Origin of the sequence: Elongatibacter sediminis (genome assembly GCF_037892215.1) — a bacterium.
GTDB classification, from domain to species: domain Bacteria; phylum Pseudomonadota; class Gammaproteobacteria; order Xanthomonadales; family SZUA-36; genus Elongatibacter; species Elongatibacter sediminis.
Map to the genome: position 1 here is coordinate 1 of NZ_JAZHOG010000009.1, position 23,229 is coordinate 23,229.

Below are 23,229 nucleotides of genomic sequence, written 5' to 3' on the forward strand. Positions count from 1 at the left end.
CAAGGCATTGCGCTCTCCGATCACCGCGACAATGCCATCAAAAATAAGTGTTACCCATGTACCCGAACAAACTGTTACCTATGTCCCCGGTCTGTACACTTAGCAACTATGACCGCGACTCAATGGATCAACCTTCCGCCGGGTGGTTGGACCATTTTTGCGATCGAAACCGGGTCCGACATTCGGGACTGTGGAACTCCAATCACGTTGACGAGCGACATGATCCCGGTTTTCTCGACCAAATGGAGCAACTTGTTGCGAATGCAGGACTAAAGCAATGATGGTTGTGATTCAGTGCGCGGCAAGTAAACACCCGAACGCGGGATTCATGCGAACTGCGGCGGGCAAGCAAGCAATCTTTGTGGCTGATCCCCTCCAGGCACCGCCATACCGAAACACACTGTACGCGCGTCCGGATGACCCGGCGCAAGGCAGCCGAACCTGGCGCGATCTATTGGTCGAATACAACGCCACGAACACAGGGAATCCGTATGGCTTGCTTGAGGCCTACGAACTTTACCGCAACCCCGTCTACTCCGAGCTGGTCGAAAAATTTGGCCTGCATAGCACATTCATTTTGTCCGCCGGCTGGGGTTTGATTTCGGCTGATTTTCTCACCCCCCAGTACGACATCACCTTCAGTTCAGCGGCGGCTTCATACAAGCGACGCAGAAAATCTGACCGCTATCAGGATTTTTGCATGCTGCCTACTCAGAGCGCAGCAGACCTTTACTTCCTGGGGGGCAAGGACTACGTCCCGCTGTTCGCCAAGACTGCCTCAGAACACGGCGGCAAAAAAATTGTGTTCTATAACTCAGCAACTCCACCGCATGCTCCGGGATGCGAGCTAAGACGATTCGAGACGAGCACCCGCACGAACTGGCATTATGAATGTGCCCGCGCGATGATCTCTGGCGAACAAGAGCAATTGCTAGCGACAACCACTACTAATACTCCGCCGGCTCGTAAGTCCAATCTGTCCAGATTTCTTGAATCAAGACTTACAATTAAGCGGGCCGGCGAGACGGTGAAACCGAGCATCGAAACTGTCTGGGCCAGATTGCAAAAGCTCCAAGGTCAGTATTTTGAGACCAAAACCGGGAAAGCATTTACTTTCGAGATATCGGGGCGCGTATTGAAAACCAATCGAACCAACTTCAACTTGCCTCAATCCGAGTTTGCCAAGGCTCTAAATCACGTTCCCATTGAAGGCCCAGGGGAAATCAATAACTTGGTGCGCGGACCTTCATACATCTGGGCTATTCTTCACGATCCACGGGTGCGGCGGGGTGAGTGGTAGTCGGGTGTCCAGCCATGGCCATTCTCAATGGCCGAGGGAGGGCCCCATTAACTGCAGTCGTCTGGCATTACTTTCCATTCGAATCCAGTCAAAATGCGTAACTGTGCAAAACACAAGTGACTCCGCAAAAGAGTTGGCACAGATTTCGCGTTTCCCCGGGAACGTCACCCAAATGGGTGAGCTAAAACCAACTATTCGCTTACCCCATCGAGCGTCTTGCAATAGCCCACCAAATCAGGAGCCAACCTTTGGATCGGAACTTGGCCTTGTTCACCAATCGAAGGAAGATCGAATGAGATCTGTCCGGACTCACAGTTCGAAAACTCCACAGTGATTGTGCCCCCAGCACTTTGGCTAGGCTTGGGATTGGGGGCATTAAAAACTCCGCCTTTTGTGAGCTCAACGTCGAGCACGGCCTGACTTCCATCATACGGTCCAAAGGCTGTCAACCAACGGTGCCCAGGATCTGCGAGATGCGCTTGAACATTTGCCGGCGGCCGTTCGGTGTCAAAAGTAAACCAAGCTAGAAACATCATTCTGATTTCTGGAAATACATTGACGAAGAACCCCTGGCCACTTGTTGAGGGGTTATACCAGGCATCGTTTAACCCTTCGTTTATTCTAAATAAAGAATCTCCGAATATCGTGTACTTATTCGGGTCGTAGGCAAACATTTCGAATTGCTCGTCTACTCTGCCCGTGTCCCAATGCACAACAAAGCGCTCTTGAAATGCTATGGGGGAGTCGTCCGTTCGGGGTATTAACGCAAAACTGGTTGGTCGGACAAGCGCTTGGCACCAGGACGGTTGACTGTTGTATGGATCCTCAGTCAGTTCCGGCGAATCATCCAGGTTGGTGTCACCCTGCGTCAAAATGATTTGGGCAGAGCAAACAAATGGATCGGCCTTATCAAGCGGCACCACGGTCATAACTACGTAGCTGAATTCCTGGCTACAAGGGTATCGCCACGCTGTTACTTGATACATATCGTCATACCACGCCCAAGTATTCACAATTTGAGGGCCAAAGGGACGAGTTGGCAGTGGCAACGGATCACAGGCTTGTTCCTGTGCCAAAACTTCTTGGCAAGCGAGAAAACTGATTATTATCGCGCTAAGCAGATGTTGTGCCTTCATATGCTTGTTCCTAATGGGTATTAGTTGCCACATAATCTCACACTTGGATTTTTGATAGGACCGGCAAATCTAGCCCGCACCATCCGTGCACTAGTCATCGCGCAACCTTCGCCTGCAGAAACACCTGATCCCGATGAAATTCCATGTATGCCCTTTGATCATCACCGAATTGACCGACATTAACGACTCGTGTTGTGTCAATACCCATACGCTGCAGCGATTGCGAATGCGCAACAGGTGAGACCAACAGCTCACCGTTGTTCTCAAATGAGATAAATCCGCGATCAAACAAGTGATCAATGGAAGGTGTCAGAAGTAGTCCATTACTGCCATCCAGCCGCTGTCGATGATCCTCGCAATCGCGCCAGGGCTTGATGTGACTGGCCCTTAAGTGCTCGATGCGGTCCACGCCGGTAATGCGGCAGCGACGCTCCTGCTGCATTACCGCCTCTTTGAACTTGCCCTGACCCCGGCGCGCCACGATGATGGCCTCGCGTTCGGTTTCAGGCACGCTTTCATCGTTACGGATTTGGGCCGACAAGTGCTCTTCCCACTCGACCTGGCCGACAGCCACGTCGCGCGTGCCTGCCTCGTTTTCCACCAGCAGTCCGGACCGGACCGAGGCAACGAGATGGTGGGCTTCCGTGCCAATCAGTTCGACCAGGACACGCGCGAGATTGTCCCTGACCGCCGTTAGGTAAACCCCCTGGTTGCCGCGCCCCGATGCCTGCAACGGTGAGTAGCGTTCAGGCAACACGCGTCGTAGCAGATGCATATGATCGGCCGGCCGAATCTGCCGGCTCAGCGGATAGAAGTGAACATCCACACGCCAGCCAATGTGACTCCAGTTCGGCCCCGCAGCTCCGAACTCTCGCGGCTTGGGCGCCTCATAGGCGGTGGAGCGTGCAACACCTATGGCGCGAATGTAGGTGCCCTGGAATGAGAACACCAGGTCGCCCGGCGCCACTTCGCGCATGAATTCGTAAAAGGGGTTGCGGCCGCCGTGGGCGTTGCGTTTTGGAGACCACAGGTAACCGCCTTCAGTCTCTTGCTGAAAGGTTTGGTTTTGATTGACCCACCAGTAGTTCATTCACACTTACCGTAGTACGTATGGTTCAGTATCTGCCGGTTGTTGACCAACACCTTTCGACAGATCTAATCACCAGAAACTTTTGTGCAGTTCGGGCCTGCTAGTGGTTTCCAGCCAAGCTCTTGTTCAATCATCGAGCGCAAAGTTGTTCGAATTTGAGATGGTGCTCCACGAATGTATTCTTCAGCCGCCCCAGATCTCCCATTTTCCTTGAGATCTCTCAGGTAGTTGAGACGGGCTTCGTAGTCCCATTCCCCCTGGTGGCCCTCAGGGCGCTTTGATCCCAACCCTGTCCAGACAGCGCCATCGAGCCCCTTAACCAACGCCCAGTCCCACACAGTCTTTGCGACGCCAAGTGCCGGTGGCTCAGAATTCGAATCGACAGCAATGAAATGAATGTAACGCGATGCTGTTCCTTCACGTTCTCTAAGGTTTTCTTTCGCTAACTCCATAGTCGCTGTTGATGAAAGCGCCCACAGTACCTGTAGGATTTTCGCCCCCTCTTCGAGGATCAAAGTAAGCCGATCTCCCATTGAAACACGTCCAAACTCAACTGGAAGTTTGGGCCCGTCCAATTGCCACTGCGATTGAATTGCAAGGTTTCTTGAATCCCATATCAATGACCCCCAACCAAGCACTGCGATCTTCATGGTTGCGCGCCCTCCACCCACTGCTCGGACAGCACCTCCGCCTGCTCCAACACCGTCTGAGTTGCCTTTTCTTGCTTGTCAGGTGGATACCCGTGCTTGCGGAGAATGCGTTTGATGTACACGCGCAATTGTGCGCGGACGCTTTCGCGAATAGTCCAGTCAATTGTGATGTTGTTCCTGACGGTATCTACTAACTCTCTTGCGATGGTTCTGAGAGTCTCATCCCCTAGCACTTCAACCGCGCTCTCGTTTACACCAAGCGCATCATAGAACGCCACCTCATCATCGCTCAGTCCGAGTTCTTCACCGCGATGCGCTGCTGCACGGAGATCCTTCGCTAGCTGGATAAGTTCCTCGATGACCTGCGCAGTTTCTATTGCACGACTCTGATATCGGCGCACGGACTGCTCTAACATCTCGGAGAAGGAGCGTGCCTGGACAACGTTGCGCTGACGCCGATTCTTTATTTCGCCCTTGAGCAGCTTTTGAAGCAGCTCAACGGCCAGGTTTCGGTGAGGCATACCGCGCACCTCAGCAAGAAACTCATCGGAGAGGATGGAAATGTCTGGTTTCTGCAATCCGGCGGCGGCAAAGATATCCACGACTTCATCGGAAACCACCGCTCGTGAAACAATTTGCCGAATCGCGTGTTCGAGCTCTTCGTCTGTTCTTCTCTGTCCCAGCGTGCCCTTCGCAAGTACCGCACGGACGGCTTGGTAGAAGGCCACTTCGTCGCGGACCGCCAAAGCATCCGGATGCGGCACGGACAGTGCGAAAGCCTTGGACAACTCAGTCACGTGTTGCAGCAGCCGAGACTTTCCGTCCTCCTGAGTCAGAACATGCTCCTGGGCTGCAGGGAGTACCGCGAGTCGCTCTTGCGGATTGCCATCGGCCCAGTGATGCCAATCGAACCCGTGGAACAAGCCGCGGCAGATTTCCAGTTTCTCCAGCATCACCGCGACCGCTTCAGCCTGGTTGAATGCGGCCGAGCCCTTTCCGCCCGCCTCTGTGTAGGTTGCCAGAGCCTTCTTTAGTTGATCCGCGAGCCCCAGGTAGTCAACAACCAATCCGCCCGGCTTGTCTTTGAATACCCGATTCACCCGAGCTATGGCCTGCATCAAACCGTGACCCTGCATGGGCTTGTCGATGTACATCGTGTGCAGGCTCGGCGCATCAAATCCCGTCAGCCACATGTCCCGAACGATGACCATCCGAAACGGATCGTCCGGCTTTCGAAACCGCTTGGCCAGTTCCTCTCGTCGAGGCTTGTTGCGGATGTGCGATTGCCACTCCAGAGGGTCAGAGGCGGAGCCGGTCATCACAACTTTCAATGCGCCTAGTTCATCATCGTCCTTCGCCCACTCAGGGCGAAGTAACGCAATTTCTTTGTAGAGGTCAACGGCAATTCGACGGCTCATCACTACCACCATCGCTTTACCTTCCAATGCCTCGCAGCGCTTTTCGTAGTGCTCCACCAGGTCACGGGCAATCAACTTTAACCGCTTCTCGGTGCCAACAACGGCCTCGAGCTGGGCCCACTTGCTCTTCAGCTTGTCTTTTCGATCCGCTTCCTCTCCTTCAGTCGCTTCCTCAAATTCGGGATCGATAAGCGGCTTCTCTTGTTCCGACAGTTCCACGCGAGCCAGTCGGCTCTCATAGTAGATAGGCACCGTTGCACGATCGGCTACAGCACGTTGGATGTCGTAGACACTGATGTATTCGCCAAAGACGGCACGCGTATTCGCGTCGGTCTTTTCGATCGGAGTGCCGGTAAAGCCGATGAAGGAGGCATTGGGCAGGGCGTCGCGCATGTGGCGCGCAAATCCGTCGACAAAGTCGTACTGGCTGCGATGGGCCTCATCGGCGATGACAACGATGTTGCGCCGCTCCGAAAGTATCGGGTGTTGATCGCCTTTTTCCTCGGGAAAGAACTTTTGGATCGTCGTGAACACCACGCCCCCGGAGGCGACTTTCAACTTATCTCGCAGATCTGAGCGGTCAGCGGCCTGGACCGGCGGCTGGCGCAGCAAATCTCGGCAGCGCGCAAAGGTACCAAAGAGCTGGTCATCCAGGTCATTGCGGTCGGTAAGAACCACCAACGTGGGGTTTTCCATCGCGGGGTGCAAAATCACGCGGCCAGCGTAGAAGGCCATGCTCAGGCTCTTACCGGATCCCTGTGTGTGCCAGACCACGCCCACGCGGCGGTCTCCAGGCTCGCCGCCCGCGCGCTTTCGAGTGGCGTAGCGCCCATCCTCATCCGCGACCGGGCCGCTCGCGCCGATTCGTGCTGCCCTAAGTGTTTCCTCGACCGCTGCGTTGACCGCATGGAACTGATGGTAGCCCGCCATCTTTTTGACCACCTTGCCCCCGCCTTCATCCTCAAAGACGATAAAATGGCGGATAAGATCGAGGAAACGGCGCTTATGAAATGCCCCCTCAAGGACGACCTGGAGCTGAGACATTGATGTCGGTGCGTCACCCTCGCCAGAAATCGTGCGCCATGGCTTGAACCATTCCTTACCCGCGCCCAACGCACCGATGCGTGCCTCAACACCATCAGAAACGACCAACGCAGCATTGGTGGTAAACAATGAAGGTATCTGCGCTTGGTAGGTCTGCAACTGCCGCCATGCGGACCAGACGGTAGCATTCTCACTCGCCGCATTCTTGAGCTCGATCACCGCTAGCGGGAGCCCGTTCACAAACAACACGACATCTGGTCGGCGGGTGTGTTGCCCTTGCGACACTGTGAACTGATTGACGGCTAACCAGTCGTTGTTGACGGGGTTGTCGAAATCGATGATTCGCGCCTGGTCGCCTGCGATCGTTCCGTCTGGCCGGCGGTATTCCACAGTTACACCATCCACCAACATACGGTGAGCTAAGCGGTTGCTCTCGATAAGTGATGGCGCCGTAAGCTGGACAATTTTTTTGAAAGCATCGTCCAAAGCCTCTGGCGGAATCGTGGGATTGAGCAATTCAATCGCCTGCCGGAGGCGGCCCTCAAGCAATATGTCTCGATAGTTAGGGTCGCATCTCTCTGAGCTAGGCGCGCCTGCGGCAATGTCGGGACCGTGTTTTACTTCAAAGCCTGCCGCGTGGAGCCACGCTAAAGTGGCATCCTCTACAATGCTCTCAGTAAACGAGTTAGCCACGGATCTTGGTTCGACTGGCCGCACGGTATTGTTCTGGCGCTTCTGCTACAAGAGTCACCTCATACCGACGTCGGTCCAAAACCTCTAAGAAGCCCATTTCGTGGCCATCGCCTACCGACAGTTTTCCGCCCGATTCCTGGACCTCCACTCCAGTTTTTCTACATAGATTTGCCAATCGAGCCTTATCGATATTCTTCGTTTCAGATTGCCCACGTACGGATGCCAAGTAGCGGGCCGCTCGGGGGCGCTTCACTGCATACGCTTCAATGTTGTCAAAATCGACGAAGGGGAGATCCTGACGAATTGCCTTAATATTCTCTGGCACCGCCTCCAATATGGCCTGCTGGAGCTTCCCTGCAAACTCGAATCCGCTCGGTCGAAGGATGTGAACGATTTCAGAATCAATGAGTAAATCAAAATCGTTGTCCAGCTTGAAAACTGTGTCTCCCACAATCTTCATCGTATCGTCCAACATTCGGAGCAGCCGCTTTTTGAGCACGCCTTTGAACTGAGTTGCCCTCCGCAAAGCGGTTAAGCGACGGCCTTGGCCATCTGTAAGCCGACAGAAGTAGCAAAAAATGGAAGAAGGGTCATAGCATGTAGCAATCTGTAAATTTGTTGCGTCGTGCAAGGCTCGAACTGCAGCCGCCAAGTCATCGATAATCGGGAGGTAGAGATACTCTGTGCTGCCATGCTTTTCAGAGGGTTCGTATTTTGTTGGGCCTTCTTCGTCTCGCTCTAGCATTTCCCAAGTTGATCGCACCATCTCGAGCAGTGCTTGTTGTACGTCTTGATCAACTGGAATCGAAAAAAACGTCTGCCCATCGCCATCGTCGATGCCGACACCAAACTCCGTAACCTTCACATCTTCAACAGAAAACTCGAGATTCATTCACTGACCTCCAAGTAAACGGTATCGCTCAGTCGATAAGCAACGATTCGGTCTCCCGAGCTGAAATTGACGCGGCGAGTGATCACAGCATGGCGTGATTTTCCCGAAAGTGGGTTGCTGTCAAGCGGCGGATATACGGTGAAAACGCGGTAATTAAATGCAGCAAAAAATAGATTCATGTAGTGCAGATTGAGGTGCCAGAACAGGAAAACGATGAAAGCCAATGCACCCACGGTTGCTGCCAGGTCTCGCCAGGTTTCAATGGCCTCGGAGTAGAAAGGAAGCAGCATGGCGAATAGATAAACAAGAATATGATCTCGATGATCTTCCGCATGTCCAACTGCAATTTCGCGCTTGTCAGATCGTTTCTTAGCAATCCTTATGCGAATCCAAAGAAAAAGGTTTGGGAGAACGACCATCGCGAGACAAACTGTCGCGAACCAGCGATCGGGAATTAGGCTATTACCTCGGATGGCCCATAGGATGAATAGAGGCGAAATGCTGCTGAGCACCATTAATAGCCTGGAAATCCTCAGCCCTTCCCGATGCGGTTTACCCCGTGTAGTCACGCCATCACCTCTTACTTACACTGCACTTCAGGTCCTTGAGAAAGGCGCCAAACAATGGAGTGATTCGGCACAACGAAGTATTGGCTCGCGGACGATAGGTTGAGCCAAACGCACGTTGGAGCTATGAGAACCGCTTCATCAATATGGGGAGTAACCATGTAGTCACCTAAGCAACGTCGGCTGGCACTTCCGCTTCCGCTAATCGACTTCCCGCTTGTACTCGAAGCCACACCATCAGGCGACCGGCGATCTCGTCTGCCTGGGGAGCATCCAATCCAAAATGTACAAAGGCCCGTTTGCAGGCCACCTTAAGACGCGCCTGAATCCGCGCCCTCTCCGTCCAGTCAAGGCCGGCATTTTGGTCGATAGTCGCAAGCAGTGAGTCGACCAGAAAATTCCCATCAGAATCCTCCTGCCGGGGCGAAACCTTCTCTCCTTTAAGAAAATCAACCAGGCCTTCTCGGTGTAGCTCTAGTCGGCCCGTGTACTTAGAAACGAACACCACCTGCGGTCCGGGTTCCGTAGTGACCCAGGGGATCTCCACGATCTTTGTTGCTTGGGTAGACTCGATGTCGGATATCTCGTCTTCATCCTCCGCTTCGGAAGCTGCGAGATCGGCACTCTTAAGAACTTCGATGTATGCCTCCCGATCGATTCCATAAAGAAGACGGCTGGGCTCCACCCGAAGTTCGATCACCTCCCCGCGCGGTCCCATCGCGACAGAGAACACTACGACGGCCCGATCTCCGTCCTCATCCACCCTCGCCACCACGCTCACAGCTCGGTCGATCCGTTCGTTCAAGTGTGGAAAGCTCTCGTAGGGCTCCCGGGTCGCGCTGAGATCCGGTTCCCGTCCCTCGAGCGCATTGAGCAAGAGACCCACGATTGCATCACCCACCGCGAGGAATGCCCGCGCGTGGTCCGTCCTCACAGCGTCGAGAAAGCCATCCTTCCCGTGCGCGACGGGTCCGGTCTCATTTCGCATATCGGCTAACGCGTCTGCCAGTCGGTTAAAGCCAGATAAAACCTTGTCGAGTTTGCTCGAACCCTTTGTGTTCCGCAGTCCCAGCGGGCCGAGCGCCGCGACGAGTAGTTCAGTCGTTGAGGGCGCCGAAGAGGGCATTGGCTCTCGCAGCTCCCCCATAATCGTTACGCAGACACTCTCGAGGAACGACTTCACGTGCTCGACTAGACCGAACCCCCCTCCTACAAAGCAGCTGGCTAGCGCGTTATAGTGTTGCGCAAGGCTTGGCGCGTCCGGCCACCTTCGCTGGGCGCGTCGGTAGTTCGGGGTGAGTTCGTCGAGCTCAGCCATCACTCAACCCCGGAGAGGAACCGCCCCGCGTCCTCGATGCGCAGCTCGCCCGAGATGAGCTTGGGGAGTAGGGCATCGCGGAGGGAGACGAGTGTGCGGCACTGCACATCGTTTGCAACAGTTCGATCCACCAATCCAGAGAACAATGGGCTCGCAGCAACTAGTAGGTCGTCGCCAGGTACGACGCACAATGCGCTCGTTAGGTGGTGGCGCTGAATATGTCCCATCGTCGTGGCTTTGCCGGCCGCTATCCGCTGAAACTCAGGCAAATGGAACAGAATCGCGTCCAGGTAGAACCACCGCGGGTAATCCTCAGACGTGACCTTGAAAAGGTGCTGGTTCAAAGCAGCGCGACCGCCGCACCAGATCCTGACGAGAAGGCTTCCAGACCACGAAAAGACAATGTCGCCATCGTCGATCACGCACTCAGGTTTCAGTTTTGCTGTCGCCCATTCTCCACTGTCCGCTTGACCACTTCGCAACTGAGCAATCTTGACGACCGGCAGCCGTGCCTCTCCCACCCTGGGGCGGTACTTCTGCAGGGCAAGACCGTTTTGAAAGTGCGCGATCTCATCGAGAGGCTTCACCTCCCACCCTTTCGGAATCCTGCCCAGCTCCGAGTCCTCGAAGGAGTCGGGGAAGAGGTTGGCAAGGGGTTTGGGGAGACCGGGGTCACGGCCTTCGGCTTTGGCGCGGACGGGGTCGAAGCTCACGAACCACGACTTGAAGAGCGCCCGCGTCATCGCCTCCAAGGTCTCGCTCATCCGCCGGTTCAGCTCGATCTTGTCGTCCAACGTGCCGAGGATGCGGGCGATGGCGCGTTGTTCGGCAGGGCTTGGCAAAGTAATGTGCATTCGCCGCTGGTCAGTAAGGCTGACGTATTCCGCCATGTCAGTCTGCCCTGCAACGCCTTTGAACTGGACAAAAAACTCGCGGCCAAACATCCAGTAATAGAGGAAGCGAGAATGGATCAACTCTTTATCACATGATCGCCAAAAGCACAGCTGTGGTGAGTAGACGAAGCGGGGGGTTTCCGGACGAACAAATGCGAAACGGCCGACGGTGCCTTTGGAGGTGAAAACTACATCGCCAGGCTGGCTCACCTTGTTGCCGACACGAGGCAATTCTTCAGCTGGAAAGCAGTCGCCACTCAAAAACTGGAATCCATCGTTGATATTGCCAGCACGAGCGAATGGCAAACCGTCACGAGCCAATTCGCTGATCTTGGCCCTGTACCCATCGCCGACGATGAGCTTTCCTTCGCTAATAAGCTCGCTCACCTCATGGCGGTGCCAGTCAGCGGGCATACCCAAGCTCCTTAAGGTTGGCGGCTATGGCGGCATCCAGCTTTGCTGCCTCGTTCTGCTGCGCGCGCAATGTAGTGATGAGCCGCTGCATTTTCTCCTCGAACGGCTCGCTGTCGTCCTCGACTTCCTCGGCGCCGACGTAGCGGCCCGGCGTGAGCACGTGCCCATGCTCGCGGATGTCCCCCAGCGGCGCGCTCTTGCAGTACCCGGGTATGTCCTCGTACGCGCCCACGCCTTTGTCGCCTCGCCAGGCGTGATAGGTGCCGGTAATCCTCTGGATGTCCTCCTCAGTCAGCTCGCGATGCGTGCGGTCCACCATAGTGCCGAGCTTGCGGGCGTCAAGGAAAAGCGTCTCGCCGCGGCGATCACGGAAGCGACCATTCTTCTTCTCACGCGCGAGGAACCAAAGGCAGACGGGGATTTGCGTCGAGTAGAAGAGCTGGCCGGGCAGAGCGACCATGCAGTCCACAAGGTCTGCCTCGATGATGGTCTTGCGGATCTCACCCTCACCGGACTGGTTGGACGACATTGATCCGTTGGCGAGCACGAACCCGGCAATGCCGTTGGGCGCCAGGTGGTGAAGGAAGTGCTGTACCCAAGCGAAGTTGGCATTTCCCGCTGGCGGGGTGCCGTAGGCCCAGCGCTTGTCGTCCTTCAGCAGCTCACCGCGCCAGTCACTGCTATTGAACGGCGGGTTGGCTAGGACGTAGTCGGCTTTCAGGTCCGGGTGCAGATCGTTATGAAAGGTGTCGCCATGCGCGATTTGTGCGTCAATCCCTCGAATCGCAAGATTCATTTTCGCCAGGCGCCAAGTGGTGTAGTTGGACTCCTGACCAAAGATTGAGATGTCACCCAAGCGCCCCGAGTGGGCTTCGATAAACCGCTCGCTCTGCACGAACATGCCGCCCGATCCGCAGCACGGGTCGTAAACACGGCCTTTGTAAGGTGCCAGCATCTCCACCAGGACGCGCACGACGTGGGTTGGTGTGTAGAACTGCCCGCCTTTCTTGCCCTCTGCGCTGGCGAACTGTGAGAGAAAATATTCGTAGACTCGACCCAGCGTGTCCTTGGCGCGTTCGGCGGGATCGCCTAGCGCGATGTCGCTGACCAGGTTGATGAGTTGCCCCAGGCGCTCCTTGTCGAGGCCCGGACGGGCGTACTCCTTTGGCAATACGCCTTTCAGCGACGGGTTGTCCCCTTCGATGGCGGCCATCGCTTCATCCACGATTTTACCGATCGTCGGCTGCGGGGCATTAGCTTTGAGGTGCGCCCAACGTGCTTCCTTCGGCACCCAGAAGATGCTGACGGCTCGATACTCGTCGGGATCCTCGGGGTCTGCACCCTCTGCACGCTGCGCGTCAAGTTCGGCGTGCTTGGCTTCAAAGGCGTCCGAAATGTATTTGAGGAAGATCAGACCGAGAACAACATGCTTGTACTCGGCTGCGTCCATGTTGTTCCGAAGCGCATCGGCTGCTGCCCACAGTTTTGCTTCGAATCCGATGGTGCCGGTGCTGGACGACTTCTTAGCTATGGCTTTCTTCTTTCTGGGCATCTCGATTATTGGCTCGCTGTTCATCAAAGTTGGCCGGTCATTTTAGCCAACGTTCCGGAAACCGGAGTTATCGGCACATTTGCCGCATTGGGTAGTAGAAATCTTGATCGCTGACCGGGCAGCCATCTTCAATAGCTTCACGCCGGAATCGGCAGTAACTTTTCCGCCAAGTGCTCTCGTATGGAACATCCGCCGCCGCCAAGTCACGCTCTATTTCCAAAGCCTTGCCCACCGGGAACTTGCATTCAGCGGGCAGGCCGGGAGGTGGTGGTTTGCCTGTCAGACGGAGGTTGGGTTTTTCTGGGGGCTTCGACTGGGCGAGCTGTCGGTTTGAGCGGCTGTTGCCCGCCTGGTTCTGTGGGCTCTGGTACGCGGCGTTGCCGTACTGCGCCTGGCCCGGATTGATGGGGACAGGCTGGGCGTAGGACATGCGGTTGGCGAGGTCGGCGCCTTCGCAGGTGGCGGCGTTGGTGTAGTACTCGCCCATTTCCGGGTCGTGGCAGCGCAGGATGGTGCGGGTTCGGGGGGCTGCGGGTTGGGGTTTGGGCCGGGTGGATCCCGGATCGCCGCTGCGCGGCGTCCGGGATGACGGGTATTGGGGGTGTTGCGGCGTCCGGGATGACAGGTGCTGTGTGTACTGCGACGTCCCGGATGATGGGTATTGGGGGTGTTGCGGCGGCCGGGATGACGGGTGTTGTGTGTACTGCGAGGTCCCGGATGACGGGTATTGGGTGTACTGCAGCGTCCCGGATGACGGGTGTTGGGGGTATTGCGGCGTTTGGGATGCCGGGTTGTTCAGGGGGGTTGGGGTGCCTTTATTTGTTGGGTTTGAGTTTTTGGGGGGCACGGCTGCGCTGGTGGCTTTTTCGCCGGCCACGGGCTTGGCCGGGCGGATGACACCTGCATAGTAGGTGCCGCCGAACAGGGCGGCTGTGATGAGGATGGCGAACACGAGCGCGGCTGTATTGTTTTGCATGACCCCTTTTGGCCGCATTCCCTTGCGGCGCAATTCATTCTATCTAGTCTATTGGTAGTGCGGCTTCGAAGCAATATCTCTCACCTGCGGGCGAAATCAGTTGAGCAACGTCACATTGCGCAACAAGTCGAGTGTCGGGTTCTTCCAGGCTGAGGCCGGGAAGCACTACACGAAGTACCAGCAGTTGATCAGGGATTTACTAGGCGCCTACACCCACACGCACAGCAGGCAGAATCGGCGACGGTGAACGGAACGGGGTGTACAGGCCACTTATGCCGGGACTGGATTGCCGGGCGGCTTTTGCTTCTGATCATCCTCGGCTGGTCGTTTAGTCCGAGCGGCTGTTGCCGGCGTCCTGCTCGGGGGTGGTGTAGTTCTGGCCGCTGTAGGTGTTCTCCGCGGAGTGGGTCACCAGTGGCTCGGCGATGGTGATGCGGTTGTGTGGATCGGCGGCGGCGCAGGTGGGGGCGTTGGTGTAGAAGTCGCCGATTTCGGGGTCGTGGCAGCGGAGGATGGTTTCGGGGTTGGGGGTGGTGCGGGGTGATGGGCTGGTGGATTCCGGATCGCCGCTTTGCGGCGTCCGGAATGACGGGTTGGTGGTTGGCGGTGCCTGCGATGATGGGTTGGTGGTTGGCGGCGCCTGCGATGACGGGTTGGTAGTTGGCGTCGTTTGGGATGATGTCGAGCCGGGTTTGAGGGTGGTCCAGGTGGCTTCGGCCGGGTCGTGCGGTGTGGGGGCGCGCTCGTTGGCGACGTACCAGGTGCCGGCCAGCAGGGCCGCAGTGAGCAGGACGGCGCTCAGGAGGGTCAGTTGCTGGCGGCGGTCCGGTTTCTTGCGGCGCAGTCTGTAGGTGCGGATCAGCGGCATGGTGATTTCGCCTGGGTGTCTGGGGTTCAGGGTAATCCCTGGGAGCGGAAGTTTCCATTCGCGGCCGGGATTCTCAGCCACTGCGCCATTTGCGCCAATTCCCCGGCCAATAATTGGGGTCAGAGTAAAAATTTAGATCAAATTTTTACTCTGACCCCAATTATTTCTGCTGGCCGATGTCGTGGCGAGCCGGGATCTCGATGACGACATCGTTCGCGAGGGCATCGTGGCCTAGGCGCGTATTCTCCTCCAGTTTGTCCAGCCCACCAGGCCGAGCCCGATGGCTAGCGACAGAATCGAGGGCGGCAGGGTGCTGGCGCTCAAGGTGGTCAGCGATACCGTGAGCGCGATGGCGCCGGCCGTGAGCAGGAGCCAGGGGGTGGCGGCCGGGCTGTTCGAGCTCAGGGCGGAGAGCCGTTCCGCGTTGTCACTCTGGCCCAAACTCTGGCCCGAGCCGTGGTCCAATCTCTGGCCCGAGCTATCGCACTCAGCCCGCATCGCGTTGCGGACCCACAGCAGGGCGATGCCGGCCCAGATGGCGAGGGTGGCCAGCAGGCTGAGCCACAGGCCGGCGAAGCCGGCGGTGGGGTGCACGTAGCGCAGGCGGAAGCGGGCGTCCTCGGGGGACTGGTTGGCGTAGAGCTTGGCGAAGCGGTAGCGGATGCCCTGGGTGGGCAGTTCGATGTGCAGGGGCTCGCCGGTGATGACGCTTTTCAGGGCGCCGTCAACGGCGCCGCGCAGCAGTTCGGCCGAGGCGTCGCGCAGGGTGGCGGCGACGCCGGCGGTGATCAGGTCCATGTTGGTCTTCGGTGCCGCGTAGCGCGGGTCGGCCGGCACGTACACGTCCCAACTGGTGCGGGTGACGATCATGTCCGGGCGCGGCAGGCGGCCTTCCAGCGCGCCGAAGGCGTGCATGCCCTCGCCGCGGGTGGCGTAGACCAGTTCCACCGGGAAGGGGGTGGATGAGTTGATCATGCGAATCAGCACGTCGGTGGAGGCGTCGCCGTTGGGCCGTTGCGTGACGTTGGTCTTGCCGCGGGTCACATCTCTCTCGCTCGCTGGCATGTCAGGGCTGGCCGGCATGCCGGGATGCGTGCCCGGTGCGGCGCCGGAATCCCTGGCGTAGGCCGGCTTTTCGGCTTCGCCGTTGACGAATACCGACCACACTTCCGAGCCGGGCGGCAGGGCCAGGCGCAGGAACTGGCGGCGGGCGTTGCGCACTTCGAAGCGCACCCGGGTCACGGCCAGGCCGTCGGCGGTGTACAGGGTCTGGTAGTGGGCGCTGTCGATGGCGGCCACCTGCACGTCGATCTCGCGGTGGCGGGTGATGCGCAGCCGCAGGTCGATGGGGGTGTCGGTGCGCACGTAGCGGTAGGCCAGCAGGATGGGGTTGGTGGTTTTCAGCACCAGTTGGCGCGGCAGTTCGGCGATGTCCAGGGTGGAGAGCTGGGTGGTGGTGGCCGGCTGCACTTCCAGCGCGGCCAGGGCTTCGATGGCGATGCGGCCCTGCACCACGTCGGCGCCCTCCACGTCCACGCGCGGCACGGCCACCGGGGCGGTGTCGGCCTCGGCGGCGCCGTCGATCAGGATGCGCTCGTAGTTCAGTTCGATGCGGAAGCGGCCGTCCATCTCGCGGGTGAATTCGATGTCGACGGCCTGGCGGCCGTTGTCCTGCGTCACCGCGTGGTTGCGGATCGACGGACCGCTCACGCCCAGGATGTTGAGGTCGGCCGGCAGCCACAGGCGCAGTTCGCGCAGCACGCCGGATTTCACGTCGTTGTCGATGGCCACCTGGCCCTTGAGGGTGACCTCGCCAATGGAGACCAGGGTGTCGACCTGGGCGTTGAACTTGCCCTGGCGGCGCTCGGGGGTGACCGTCGCGACGCTGAGCCGGGCCCGGTCGCTGTGGTATTTGAAGGTGTGCGAAACGGTCTGCGCCAGGCGGTTGCGGAAGAACCCCGGGAGCTGGTTCTCGCCCACTTCCGACATGTCCGGGTGCGCGGCCGGGGCCAGCGCCAGATCGGTGTTCGCCAGCAGGGCGATCATGCCTTTCTGGCGGGTCACGCCCAGCGCGCGCAGCAACGGAGCGGTGATAGGGGGTGATGCGGGTGGGGCGCCGGGGGTCGCGCCGGGCGGCGTTGCCGGCTCCTCGCTGGCGGCCTGCGGCGCGGTCCTTGCGCGGTCTTCCAGCAACTGCTCGTAGGTCACGTCGAGCACGAACTCACCGCTGACGTCGCGGTTGAGGAACACCCGGATACGGTTCTGGCCGGAACTTGCGGATTCCTGTTCGACGGGTTCCACGATCCAGTCGGCGATCGCGTCGCTGGCCGTGGTCACCCGGTTCACCTGGGCCGCCGCCGGCAGCGTGAAGGCCAGTTCGCGCGTCGCGCCACGGGTGATTTCGTAGCGGATGGCGGCCTGGCCGTACAGCACGCCCTCGGCGGCGTGCAGGGCCTGGTAGACCACCGCGTTGGCGCGGCGCTCGACGTCCACGTCGGCCGGGATGGCTTCCATCCAGCTCAGCGCCAGGCGCCGGCTCATCGGCACGTGGAAGGTGGCGTGGGTGACGCCATCCTCGTGGCGGGTGACCACGCTGGCGGCGATACGCTGGCCGGGTGCCGGCTCAATCGGCAGGCCCATGTCCGGCGGCGTGCCGCCCGGGCGGATAAGTTCGGGATGGCCGGTGGGCGGGGTGGCGATGGCGCCCGCCGCGGTGCTGGCCAGCGCCTGCACCACCTTGTCGCCGGGCAGGCTGAGTTCAAAGCGCGACACCGGCACGTCGGGGATGTCGAAGCCGCTGGTGGGCACGCCGTCAGGGGCGATGACGGCGCTGAGGAAACGCAGCGTAATGCGATGGCGGCCGGCGCCGGCAATGCGCACGGCAAAGCGGTGCTGGCCGTCGAAACGGTCGTCGAACACCGAGGCCGGGGCGCCGTCGACGTCCACGCCGATCAGGGTGGTGGCGGCCGCGACCAGCGGCACGGTGACTTCGCCGTCGATCAGCACCTCGGCATCGATGTCGGCCTGCCAGGTGATGGCGCCGCTGGTGGTGCCGCTGTTGCTGCCGTGGCTGATGCCGCTGGCGCCGCCCGTGCCCGACCCGCCCGCCGATCTGGCACCGGAACCCGATCCGGTTCCACCGCTGATCGGCCGCATCAGGGCCGGCTGCCATTCGCCGCGATACTCGGCGCGGCTGAGCACGTAGGGGCGTTCGATGGCGGTGCGCCAGGAAATCATCACCGCCGGGCTGGTCGGCAGGGTGCCGGTGGCCACGGTGTGGCCGCCGCGTTCGCTGAGTGCGAGGTTGGCCGAGGGCGCGACGGCGAGGTCGATGCCGGTTGCCGGCACTTTCAGGGTGAAACGGCTGGCCGCGGCCGGCGGCACCGGCAGGCTGGCCACCCAGGCGCGCTCGCCGGCGCGGGCGTCGGCATGGTAGGTGAGGCGCAGGCGGGCCCGGCTGCGGCCTTCGGCCAGCCAGAACAGACCTTCGGGGCGCTGCACCAGTTGCACCGGCTGGCCGTCGACGGTGGCGGCGCCCAGCGCGGCGCCGGGGCCGAGTACCGGCACCAGGGTCCAGTCGTCGGCGAAGGTTTCGATCTGGAGGTCGGCGGTGACGGTGGCGGCGATGCGCTGATCGCGGCGTACGAACACGATGTCCAGTACTGCCTGGCCGACCGCGTAGCTCGACGGCGAGGGCAATGGCTGGGTGGCGGCCAGTTGCAGCAGGCGCTGGTAGTCGTCCAGTGGCAGCGTGACCTGGCCGCCGGCGGTGTCGCCCGCTGGCGGGACGGTGGCTTCGGTGGCATGGGCCGGAACGGCCAGCAACAGCATGGTAAGCAGCAGTGCGGTGAGCAGCAGGCGGGCCAGCAGCAGGGGCTGCGCGAAGGGTCTTGCGGCCGTGCGGGTCGGGAACGGAAAAGGGCGGCTGTTCGAGCCACGCGGGCGGCGGGGTGAATCGGTCATTTCAGTGACTCCTTGGCGCATGTCGTGTACCGGCAGCGATCAGGCGCGGTGTTCTGGCGGGATCTCCGCGTGTGTCGGTCGCTGGGGTTCATGCGGTTTGTCTGCCTTGCTTACTAAAGGCTTACACCGCTCGCCGGGGATAGTTTCAAAAGGGCATCGAATCGGAATCGCGGGCCGCCACCCGAAGCACCTGGGTTGCAGCAAGCGCTGTCCGGAATTCGCGCCAGGCATGTTTTTCCAGGGCGGGACAGCGAACTGCGTAGAGCGGGGATCAATGGCCGTTTTTCGGGGCTCCTCTCAATGGGTCGACGGCCCCGGCCCGGGGATTACCGCAATGCGAATGGCGGGGAGGACCACGATGGGTACGGAGCGGTATTGCACCGGTTCGCGGTCGATCGTGGTTTGCATCGCCGCACTCATCGCCCACTACACGGCCGCACAGGCCTGCGGCACTCGTGTGGATTCGTCAGTGCCAGTCTTCCGGCTGGCCGTGCTGTTTGGCCCAGGCGGCCAGGCGCAGGGAGTCGGCCACCAGGTCCGGCCGGGCGCTCGCCTGCGGGGATTCCAGCACGGCGATGTAGCGCTGCAGCAGGGCCTGGTCGGCTTCGAGGTCCGGGTCGTCGGCCCAGGCCGGCAGGTCGCGGCGGGCCTGCTCGAGGGTGGCGTCGAGGTCGCGCAGCAGCGCGGCGGCGCGGGCGAAGTGACCTTGGCCCACGGCATCGGCCGCGGCTTCGGTTACTTCGGAAAAGTGCCAGGCCAGCAGGTTTTTCAGCACGGTCCGTTCGGCCGGGCCGCGTTCCACCGGCTGGCCGGCGGACGCCTCCACGGCCGGCAGGTCGAGCGTGGCGCTGAGCGCGCCGTTGCGGCGGTAGACGAGGTCTTTGTAACGCAGGCTGACTTCGGCCACCGGACCGGGCTGCTCGGCCACGAGGTCCAGCAGCACGGTGGCACTGTCGCCGGCGTGGATGGCGGGGATGACGATCTGGATGCCGTCCTCGTCGTCGCCGCGGTCGGCCTGGATGCCCAGCTCGGCGGCCAGGCGGCGGTCGAGGGCGTTTTCGATGTCGCGCACGCGTTGGGCCTGTGGCGCGTCGAGGCGGTGCGAGCCGATCACGTCGACCAGCTTCACGCCGGGCGCCAGGCGGATGGACAATCGCGCGGCGCGGGCGACGGCGCGGCTGGCGGCGTGCAGTTCGTCCTGCACCAGGCGTTTGGCTTCGGGCGGGTCGTCCAGCACGCGGCGGCTGCCGAGGCCGGCCAGTACCAGTTGTTCGGACTGTGCCGCCGACGCCGCGCCCAGCGGCACCACGCTGGTGGTGATGCCGTCTTCGGCGAGGTCGTGGGCTGTGGCCACCAGGGCGTCGAAGCCGGGCAGTTCGCGGGCGGTGATCAGCACGATGGCGCGGGTGCCCAGGGGGGCGTCGGCGCTGCTATCCCCTTCGACGAGGTCGGCGGCCTGCTGGTAGGCCGTGGCCAGGTCGAGCGCGGGCAGCCGGCGGGTGCCCGGCGGGCCTTCGGTCCCTGGCAGGGCGTCGGCGGCGTTAGAGGCGGCCGCGCCGGCGATGTGGTCGCGCGCCAGTTGCAACGGGCCGTGGTGGAAGGCTTCAGGTTCGATGACCAGCCCGGAGCCGTCCGCGCCGGTCAGCACCAGGCCGAAACGGTCGCCGGCCTGGCGGCTTTCCAGCAGTGCGTCGACGAGGGCACGGGCGCCGATGCGGGCGGCATCGCCGGCGCTGGGCGGCAGGTCGATCAGCACCGCCAGGTTCATCGCCGGGCGCTGGCCGCGACGATGCTCGATGCCCTGCAGGCCCACCTGCAGACGCAGCCGGGTGGCCTGACCGGCGCCATCGGCGGCGACGCGGATGCCGGGCGCGTCGCTCATCAGGCTGAGCGACAGCGCATGGTTGTCGGGGGCGTCGAAGGGTTGCAGCACCGGGCGCACCGCGCGCTCCAGTTCATCGGCGCCGGGCAGGCCGGCCCGGTCGACCTGCGCCAGGCGTGCATTGAGCAAACGGATGGCCGGGTCGCCGGGCACGTGGGTGTTGGCCCAGTAGCCGGTGGCCGGCTGGAACCGCAGTCCGTCCGTCACGTCGTAATGGCTCAGGAAGTCGAAGCTGCGCACGGCGGTCTCCTCGCCGGGAAACACGTTGGCGCGGACCAGGCCGGAGTCGTCTCCTTCCGGTGACACGGCACGTTGTTGTTCTGCCAACCGAGCTGGCGCTGCGGTCGATGACGCCGTGGTCGGTTCCGCTGCGCTGCTCCGTGCGCCGGTTACAGCGATGTCGTCCACCTTGTCGCTCGACCGAGGACGGGCTGCGGCCCCTGGTTCGGCAGGGGCGAGCTGACCATCGCGGTCGGTTCGCGGATCCGCGCCTGCCACTCCGGCGCGCTCGTTCTTGTGCCGGTTGCGGTCATCGCGTGCGTAGGCGCCCGCTTCGGTCACGCTTTCCTCGCTCATCAGCGGCTCGGGTGGTGGCGCGGGCGGCGGCGCGGATGACGCTGCCGCCACATCGCCCTCGAACCTGCCGCTCTCGATGGACGCCGGGCTGTCGCGCATCACGATGGGCTCGTCGACCGCCTTCTCCTTCACCTGGCGCTGTTCGCGGGCGACTTCCAGATCAGGCCGCAGGTCGTGGTAGGTGGGCGGGCTGTTCGGCGCCGGGGGCTTTTGCGGTGCCCGCTGGCGTTTCATCATCGTGTTGGCCTCCTGCTCCAGTTCGGAAGGCCGGTAAGCAAACGATTCCGCGGCCTCATCTTCGGGGCCTGCCATGACTGGCGCAGGGCGGTCGGACGCCGCCTGGTTATGGCCGAATTTGCGTTCCTGGAACCGGTCGGCCGCGGCCTGCTCCGCGGCCGCGCGCCGCGACACTGCGCCTTCGGTGGCGATACTCCGCGCGACGTTATCGCCCAGTTCCGGTGCGGACGATTGCACCTCGGATGGAGTGTCGGATTTGGCGGGCGATCGAGCCGCCGTGGAGAATCCATTGAGCTCCTGGCTGGCGCTCGGCAGTGGCACGCGGGGGGCCTCGCGCAGCAGCAGTTCGCGCGACAGTCCGACGGCGGCCAGCAGGATGGCGGCGGTGGCCAGCGACGGCGCCAGGTAGCGGCGCCGCGTCGGGCGCGCCGGATTCGGGGCGGCCGGATCGGCGGCATCCGCCGGGCGTGCGGCCACGGTCTCGCGCACCCGTTCGACCAGTGCTTCGTCCGGGGTGTGCTCGGGCAGTTCTTCGAGCAGTTCCGGCACGGCATTCCAGGCCGACAGCAGGCGCTGGCAGGCCGCGCAGCCGTCGACGTGCGCCGCCAGTTCGGGGTGCGCGTCGCGGTCGAAGCGGCCGTGTTCGACGAGCCGGTCCTTGAGTTGATCACAGGGGGTGTGCGGGGCGTTCATGCGGACTCTCCGGTCTCTCCGCCCGATTCGCCGGCGGCGGGGGTGATGGCGGTCGTGGGCTGGTCACGTTCGGCCAGGGCTTCGGCCAGGGCCAGGCGGGCGCGGCGGAGATGGGTCTTGACGGTATTTTCGGGCAGTTGCAGCGCGGCGGCGATCTCCTTCATACGCAAGCCTTTGACGGTGGCGAAGACCAGCACGTCGCGCTGCGGCCGCGGCAACTCGCCGATGCGTTGTTCCAGCCAGGCGGCCGTGGCCTGCCGTTCGGCCCGGGCTTCAGGGCTTTCGGCTGCTTCGCCGTGCGGCAGCAGCGGGGCCGGGAGCGGTGCGGAATCGAAAAGGGACGATCCCGGTCGTTCGGGGCCAGAAGTCGCAGACTCGGAAGAAGCGGGCCGGAATTGATCGGCATCGGCAGAGGCCGCCTCGGCAGGGCCGGATGTCGACCGGCGTGGTGAGCGCGCGGGCGGGCTGGCCTGTCGCTCGGCGGTCGCGGTTGTTCCGGTGCCGCCAGTGACGCTGGCGGTGTGTGCGATGGCGCCGGCCTCCAGGCGGTTCATCGCGTGGCGGTGGCGGCCGCTGTCACGGCGGTGGTTGCGCACCGTGTTGAGCACGATGCTCACCAACCAGGGTTTGAGCGGCTCGCCGGGGCGGTAGCTGGCGGCGGCCAGGTGGATTTTCAGGAACACGTCCTGAAACACATCGTCGCGGTGCTGCGGCGGCACGCCCCAGCGCACCAGCAAGGTCAGCACCAGGGTGCGATAGGCCGCCAGCAGTTCGTCGAACGCGCCGGCCTCGCCGCGTGCATGGCGGGGTAGCCAGTTGCGTTCCTTGAGGTCGACGATCCCCGATGACGGGGGGCTCGCCGAGGGTGTGTCGGCCGCGGGCTTCATGGGGTCCGGCTGCGGTCCCTTCGTGGTTGCTTACTTAATGCTTACACCATTGTGAGCGGAAAGTTTCAGATATTTGGGGTCGGAGAGAGTTTTTCTCTTTCGCGGGTGGAGTGAAGGTGAAAGAGCAATGAGAGGAATGGGGTCGGAGTCAATTTTCGGAATTGGTGTCCGAATGGGGGCG

The 23,229-nt window shown here is 61.2% G+C and carries 16 protein-coding genes; 2 read left to right on the top strand and 14 right to left on the bottom strand.

From position 1 onward, the window contains the following. Positions 1-80: 80 nt before the first annotated feature. Positions 81-281, top strand: a complete 201-nt coding sequence (locus V3330_RS19630) for a GIY-YIG domain-containing protein (RefSeq protein WP_494400659.1) — start codon at positions 81-83, stop codon at positions 279-281. Next, on the top strand, positions 278-1,300 hold the full coding sequence (locus V3330_RS13415) for a hypothetical protein (protein ID WP_354695944.1): 1,023 nt from the start codon (positions 278-280) through the stop codon (positions 1,298-1,300). The genes V3330_RS19630 and V3330_RS13415 overlap by 4 nt, the downstream gene beginning before the upstream one ends. Positions 1,301-1,491: 191 nt before the next feature. Here V3330_RS13415 and V3330_RS13420 read toward each other — a convergent pair whose 3' ends face one another. From V3330_RS13420 to V3330_RS13485, 14 genes are all read right to left on the bottom strand, one after another. Next, positions 1,492-2,436: a hypothetical protein gene (locus V3330_RS13420; protein ID WP_354695945.1), complete on the bottom strand. Its 945-nt coding sequence runs from the start codon at positions 2,434-2,436 to the stop codon at positions 1,492-1,494. Positions 2,437-2,530: 94 nt separating this feature from the next. Beyond that, complete coding sequence (locus tag V3330_RS13425) at positions 2,531-3,526, bottom strand: HNH endonuclease (RefSeq protein WP_354695946.1); 996 nt, start codon at positions 3,524-3,526, stop codon at positions 2,531-2,533. Between the two features lie 65 nt (positions 3,527-3,591). Further along, on the bottom strand, positions 3,592-4,176 hold the full coding sequence (locus tag V3330_RS13430) for a hypothetical protein (RefSeq protein ID WP_354695947.1): 585 nt from the start codon (positions 4,174-4,176) through the stop codon (positions 3,592-3,594). After that, entirely contained in the window at positions 4,173-7,331 is a 3,159-nt protein-coding gene (locus tag V3330_RS13435; RefSeq protein ID WP_354695948.1) for a type I restriction endonuclease subunit R, read from the bottom strand. Before V3330_RS13435 ends, V3330_RS13430 begins: the two co-directional genes overlap by 4 nt. Next, positions 7,324-8,223 (bottom strand): Kiwa anti-phage protein KwaB-like domain-containing protein, encoded by a 900-nt coding sequence (locus V3330_RS13440; RefSeq protein ID WP_354695949.1) that lies wholly within the window; start codon positions 8,221-8,223, stop codon positions 7,324-7,326. Before V3330_RS13440 ends, V3330_RS13435 begins: the two co-directional genes overlap by 8 nt. After that, entirely contained in the window at positions 8,220-8,738 is a 519-nt protein-coding gene (locus V3330_RS13445) for a KwaA family protein (RefSeq protein ID WP_354695950.1), read from the bottom strand. The genes V3330_RS13440 and V3330_RS13445 overlap by 4 nt, the downstream gene beginning before the upstream one ends. 220 nt (positions 8,739-8,958) lie before the next feature. Further along, complete coding sequence (locus V3330_RS13450) at positions 8,959-10,107, bottom strand: abortive infection family protein (RefSeq protein WP_354695951.1); 1,149 nt, start codon at positions 10,105-10,107, stop codon at positions 8,959-8,961. Then, positions 10,107-11,414 carry a restriction endonuclease subunit S gene (locus V3330_RS13455; protein WP_354695952.1) on the bottom strand — a complete coding sequence of 436 codons (1,308 nt, stop codon included), beginning with the start codon at positions 11,412-11,414 and terminating at the stop codon, positions 10,107-10,109. The genes V3330_RS13450 and V3330_RS13455 overlap by 1 nt, the downstream gene beginning before the upstream one ends. Continuing rightward, positions 11,404-12,966, bottom strand: a complete 1,563-nt coding sequence (locus tag V3330_RS13460; protein ID WP_354695953.1) for a class I SAM-dependent DNA methyltransferase — start codon at positions 12,964-12,966, stop codon at positions 11,404-11,406. Before V3330_RS13460 ends, V3330_RS13455 begins: the two co-directional genes overlap by 11 nt. Positions 12,967-13,033: 67 nt before the next feature. Then, positions 13,034-13,975 (bottom strand): hypothetical protein, encoded by a 942-nt coding sequence (locus tag V3330_RS13465; protein ID WP_354695954.1) that lies wholly within the window; start codon positions 13,973-13,975, stop codon positions 13,034-13,036. Between the two features lie 295 nt (positions 13,976-14,270). After that, complete coding sequence (locus V3330_RS13470; RefSeq protein WP_354695955.1) at positions 14,271-14,810, bottom strand: hypothetical protein; 540 nt, start codon at positions 14,808-14,810, stop codon at positions 14,271-14,273. Between the two features lie 231 nt (positions 14,811-15,041). Beyond that, positions 15,042-18,773 (bottom strand): hypothetical protein, encoded by a 3,732-nt coding sequence (locus tag V3330_RS13475; RefSeq protein ID WP_354695956.1) that lies wholly within the window; start codon positions 18,771-18,773, stop codon positions 15,042-15,044. 466 nt (positions 18,774-19,239) lie between these two features. Next, positions 19,240-22,161 carry a hypothetical protein gene (locus V3330_RS13480; RefSeq protein ID WP_354695957.1) on the bottom strand — a complete coding sequence of 974 codons (2,922 nt, stop codon included), beginning with the start codon at positions 22,159-22,161 and terminating at the stop codon, positions 19,240-19,242. After that, positions 22,158-23,048, bottom strand: coding sequence for an RNA polymerase sigma factor (locus V3330_RS13485; protein ID WP_354695958.1), 891 nt, complete (start codon positions 23,046-23,048; stop codon positions 22,158-22,160). Before V3330_RS13485 ends, V3330_RS13480 begins: the two co-directional genes overlap by 4 nt. Positions 23,049-23,229 lie beyond the last annotated feature (181 nt).

What these genes read in the sequence shown, in the direction of transcription:
- V3330_RS13455 (WP_354695952.1), bottom strand. Translation starts at nt 11,414, where the DNA reads ATGCCCGCTGACTGGCACCGCCATGAGGTGAGCGAGCTTATTAGCGAA.
- V3330_RS13440 (WP_354695949.1), bottom strand. Translation starts at nt 8,223, where the DNA reads ATGAATCTCGAGTTTTCTGTTGAAGATGTGAAGGTTACGGAGTTTGGT.
- V3330_RS13480 (WP_354695957.1), bottom strand. Translation starts at nt 22,161, where the DNA reads ATGAACGCCCCGCACACCCCCTGTGATCAACTCAAGGACCGGCTCGTC.
- V3330_RS13460 (WP_354695953.1), bottom strand. Translation starts at nt 12,966, where the DNA reads ATGCCCAGAAAGAAGAAAGCCATAGCTAAGAAGTCGTCCAGCACCGGC.
- V3330_RS13450 (WP_354695951.1), bottom strand. Translation starts at nt 10,107, where the DNA reads ATGGCTGAGCTCGACGAACTCACCCCGAACTACCGACGCGCCCAGCGA.
- V3330_RS13475 (WP_354695956.1), bottom strand. Translation starts at nt 18,773, where the DNA reads ATGACCGATTCACCCCGCCGCCCGCGTGGCTCGAACAGCCGCCCTTTT.
- V3330_RS13445 (WP_354695950.1), bottom strand. Translation starts at nt 8,738, where the DNA reads ATGGTGCTCAGCAGCATTTCGCCTCTATTCATCCTATGGGCCATCCGA.
- V3330_RS13420 (WP_354695945.1), bottom strand. Translation starts at nt 2,436, where the DNA reads ATGAAGGCACAACATCTGCTTAGCGCGATAATAATCAGTTTTCTCGCT.
- V3330_RS13415 (WP_354695944.1), top strand. Translation starts at nt 278, where the DNA reads ATGATGGTTGTGATTCAGTGCGCGGCAAGTAAACACCCGAACGCGGGA.
- V3330_RS13470 (WP_354695955.1), bottom strand. Translation starts at nt 14,810, where the DNA reads ATGCCGCTGATCCGCACCTACAGACTGCGCCGCAAGAAACCGGACCGC.
- V3330_RS13485 (WP_354695958.1), bottom strand. Translation starts at nt 23,048, where the DNA reads ATGAAGCCCGCGGCCGACACACCCTCGGCGAGCCCCCCGTCATCGGGG.
- V3330_RS13430 (WP_354695947.1), bottom strand. Translation starts at nt 4,176, where the DNA reads ATGAAGATCGCAGTGCTTGGTTGGGGGTCATTGATATGGGATTCAAGA.
- V3330_RS13425 (WP_354695946.1), bottom strand. Translation starts at nt 3,526, where the DNA reads ATGAACTACTGGTGGGTCAATCAAAACCAAACCTTTCAGCAAGAGACT.
- V3330_RS19630 (WP_494400659.1), top strand. Translation starts at nt 81, where the DNA reads ATGTCCCCGGTCTGTACACTTAGCAACTATGACCGCGACTCAATGGAT.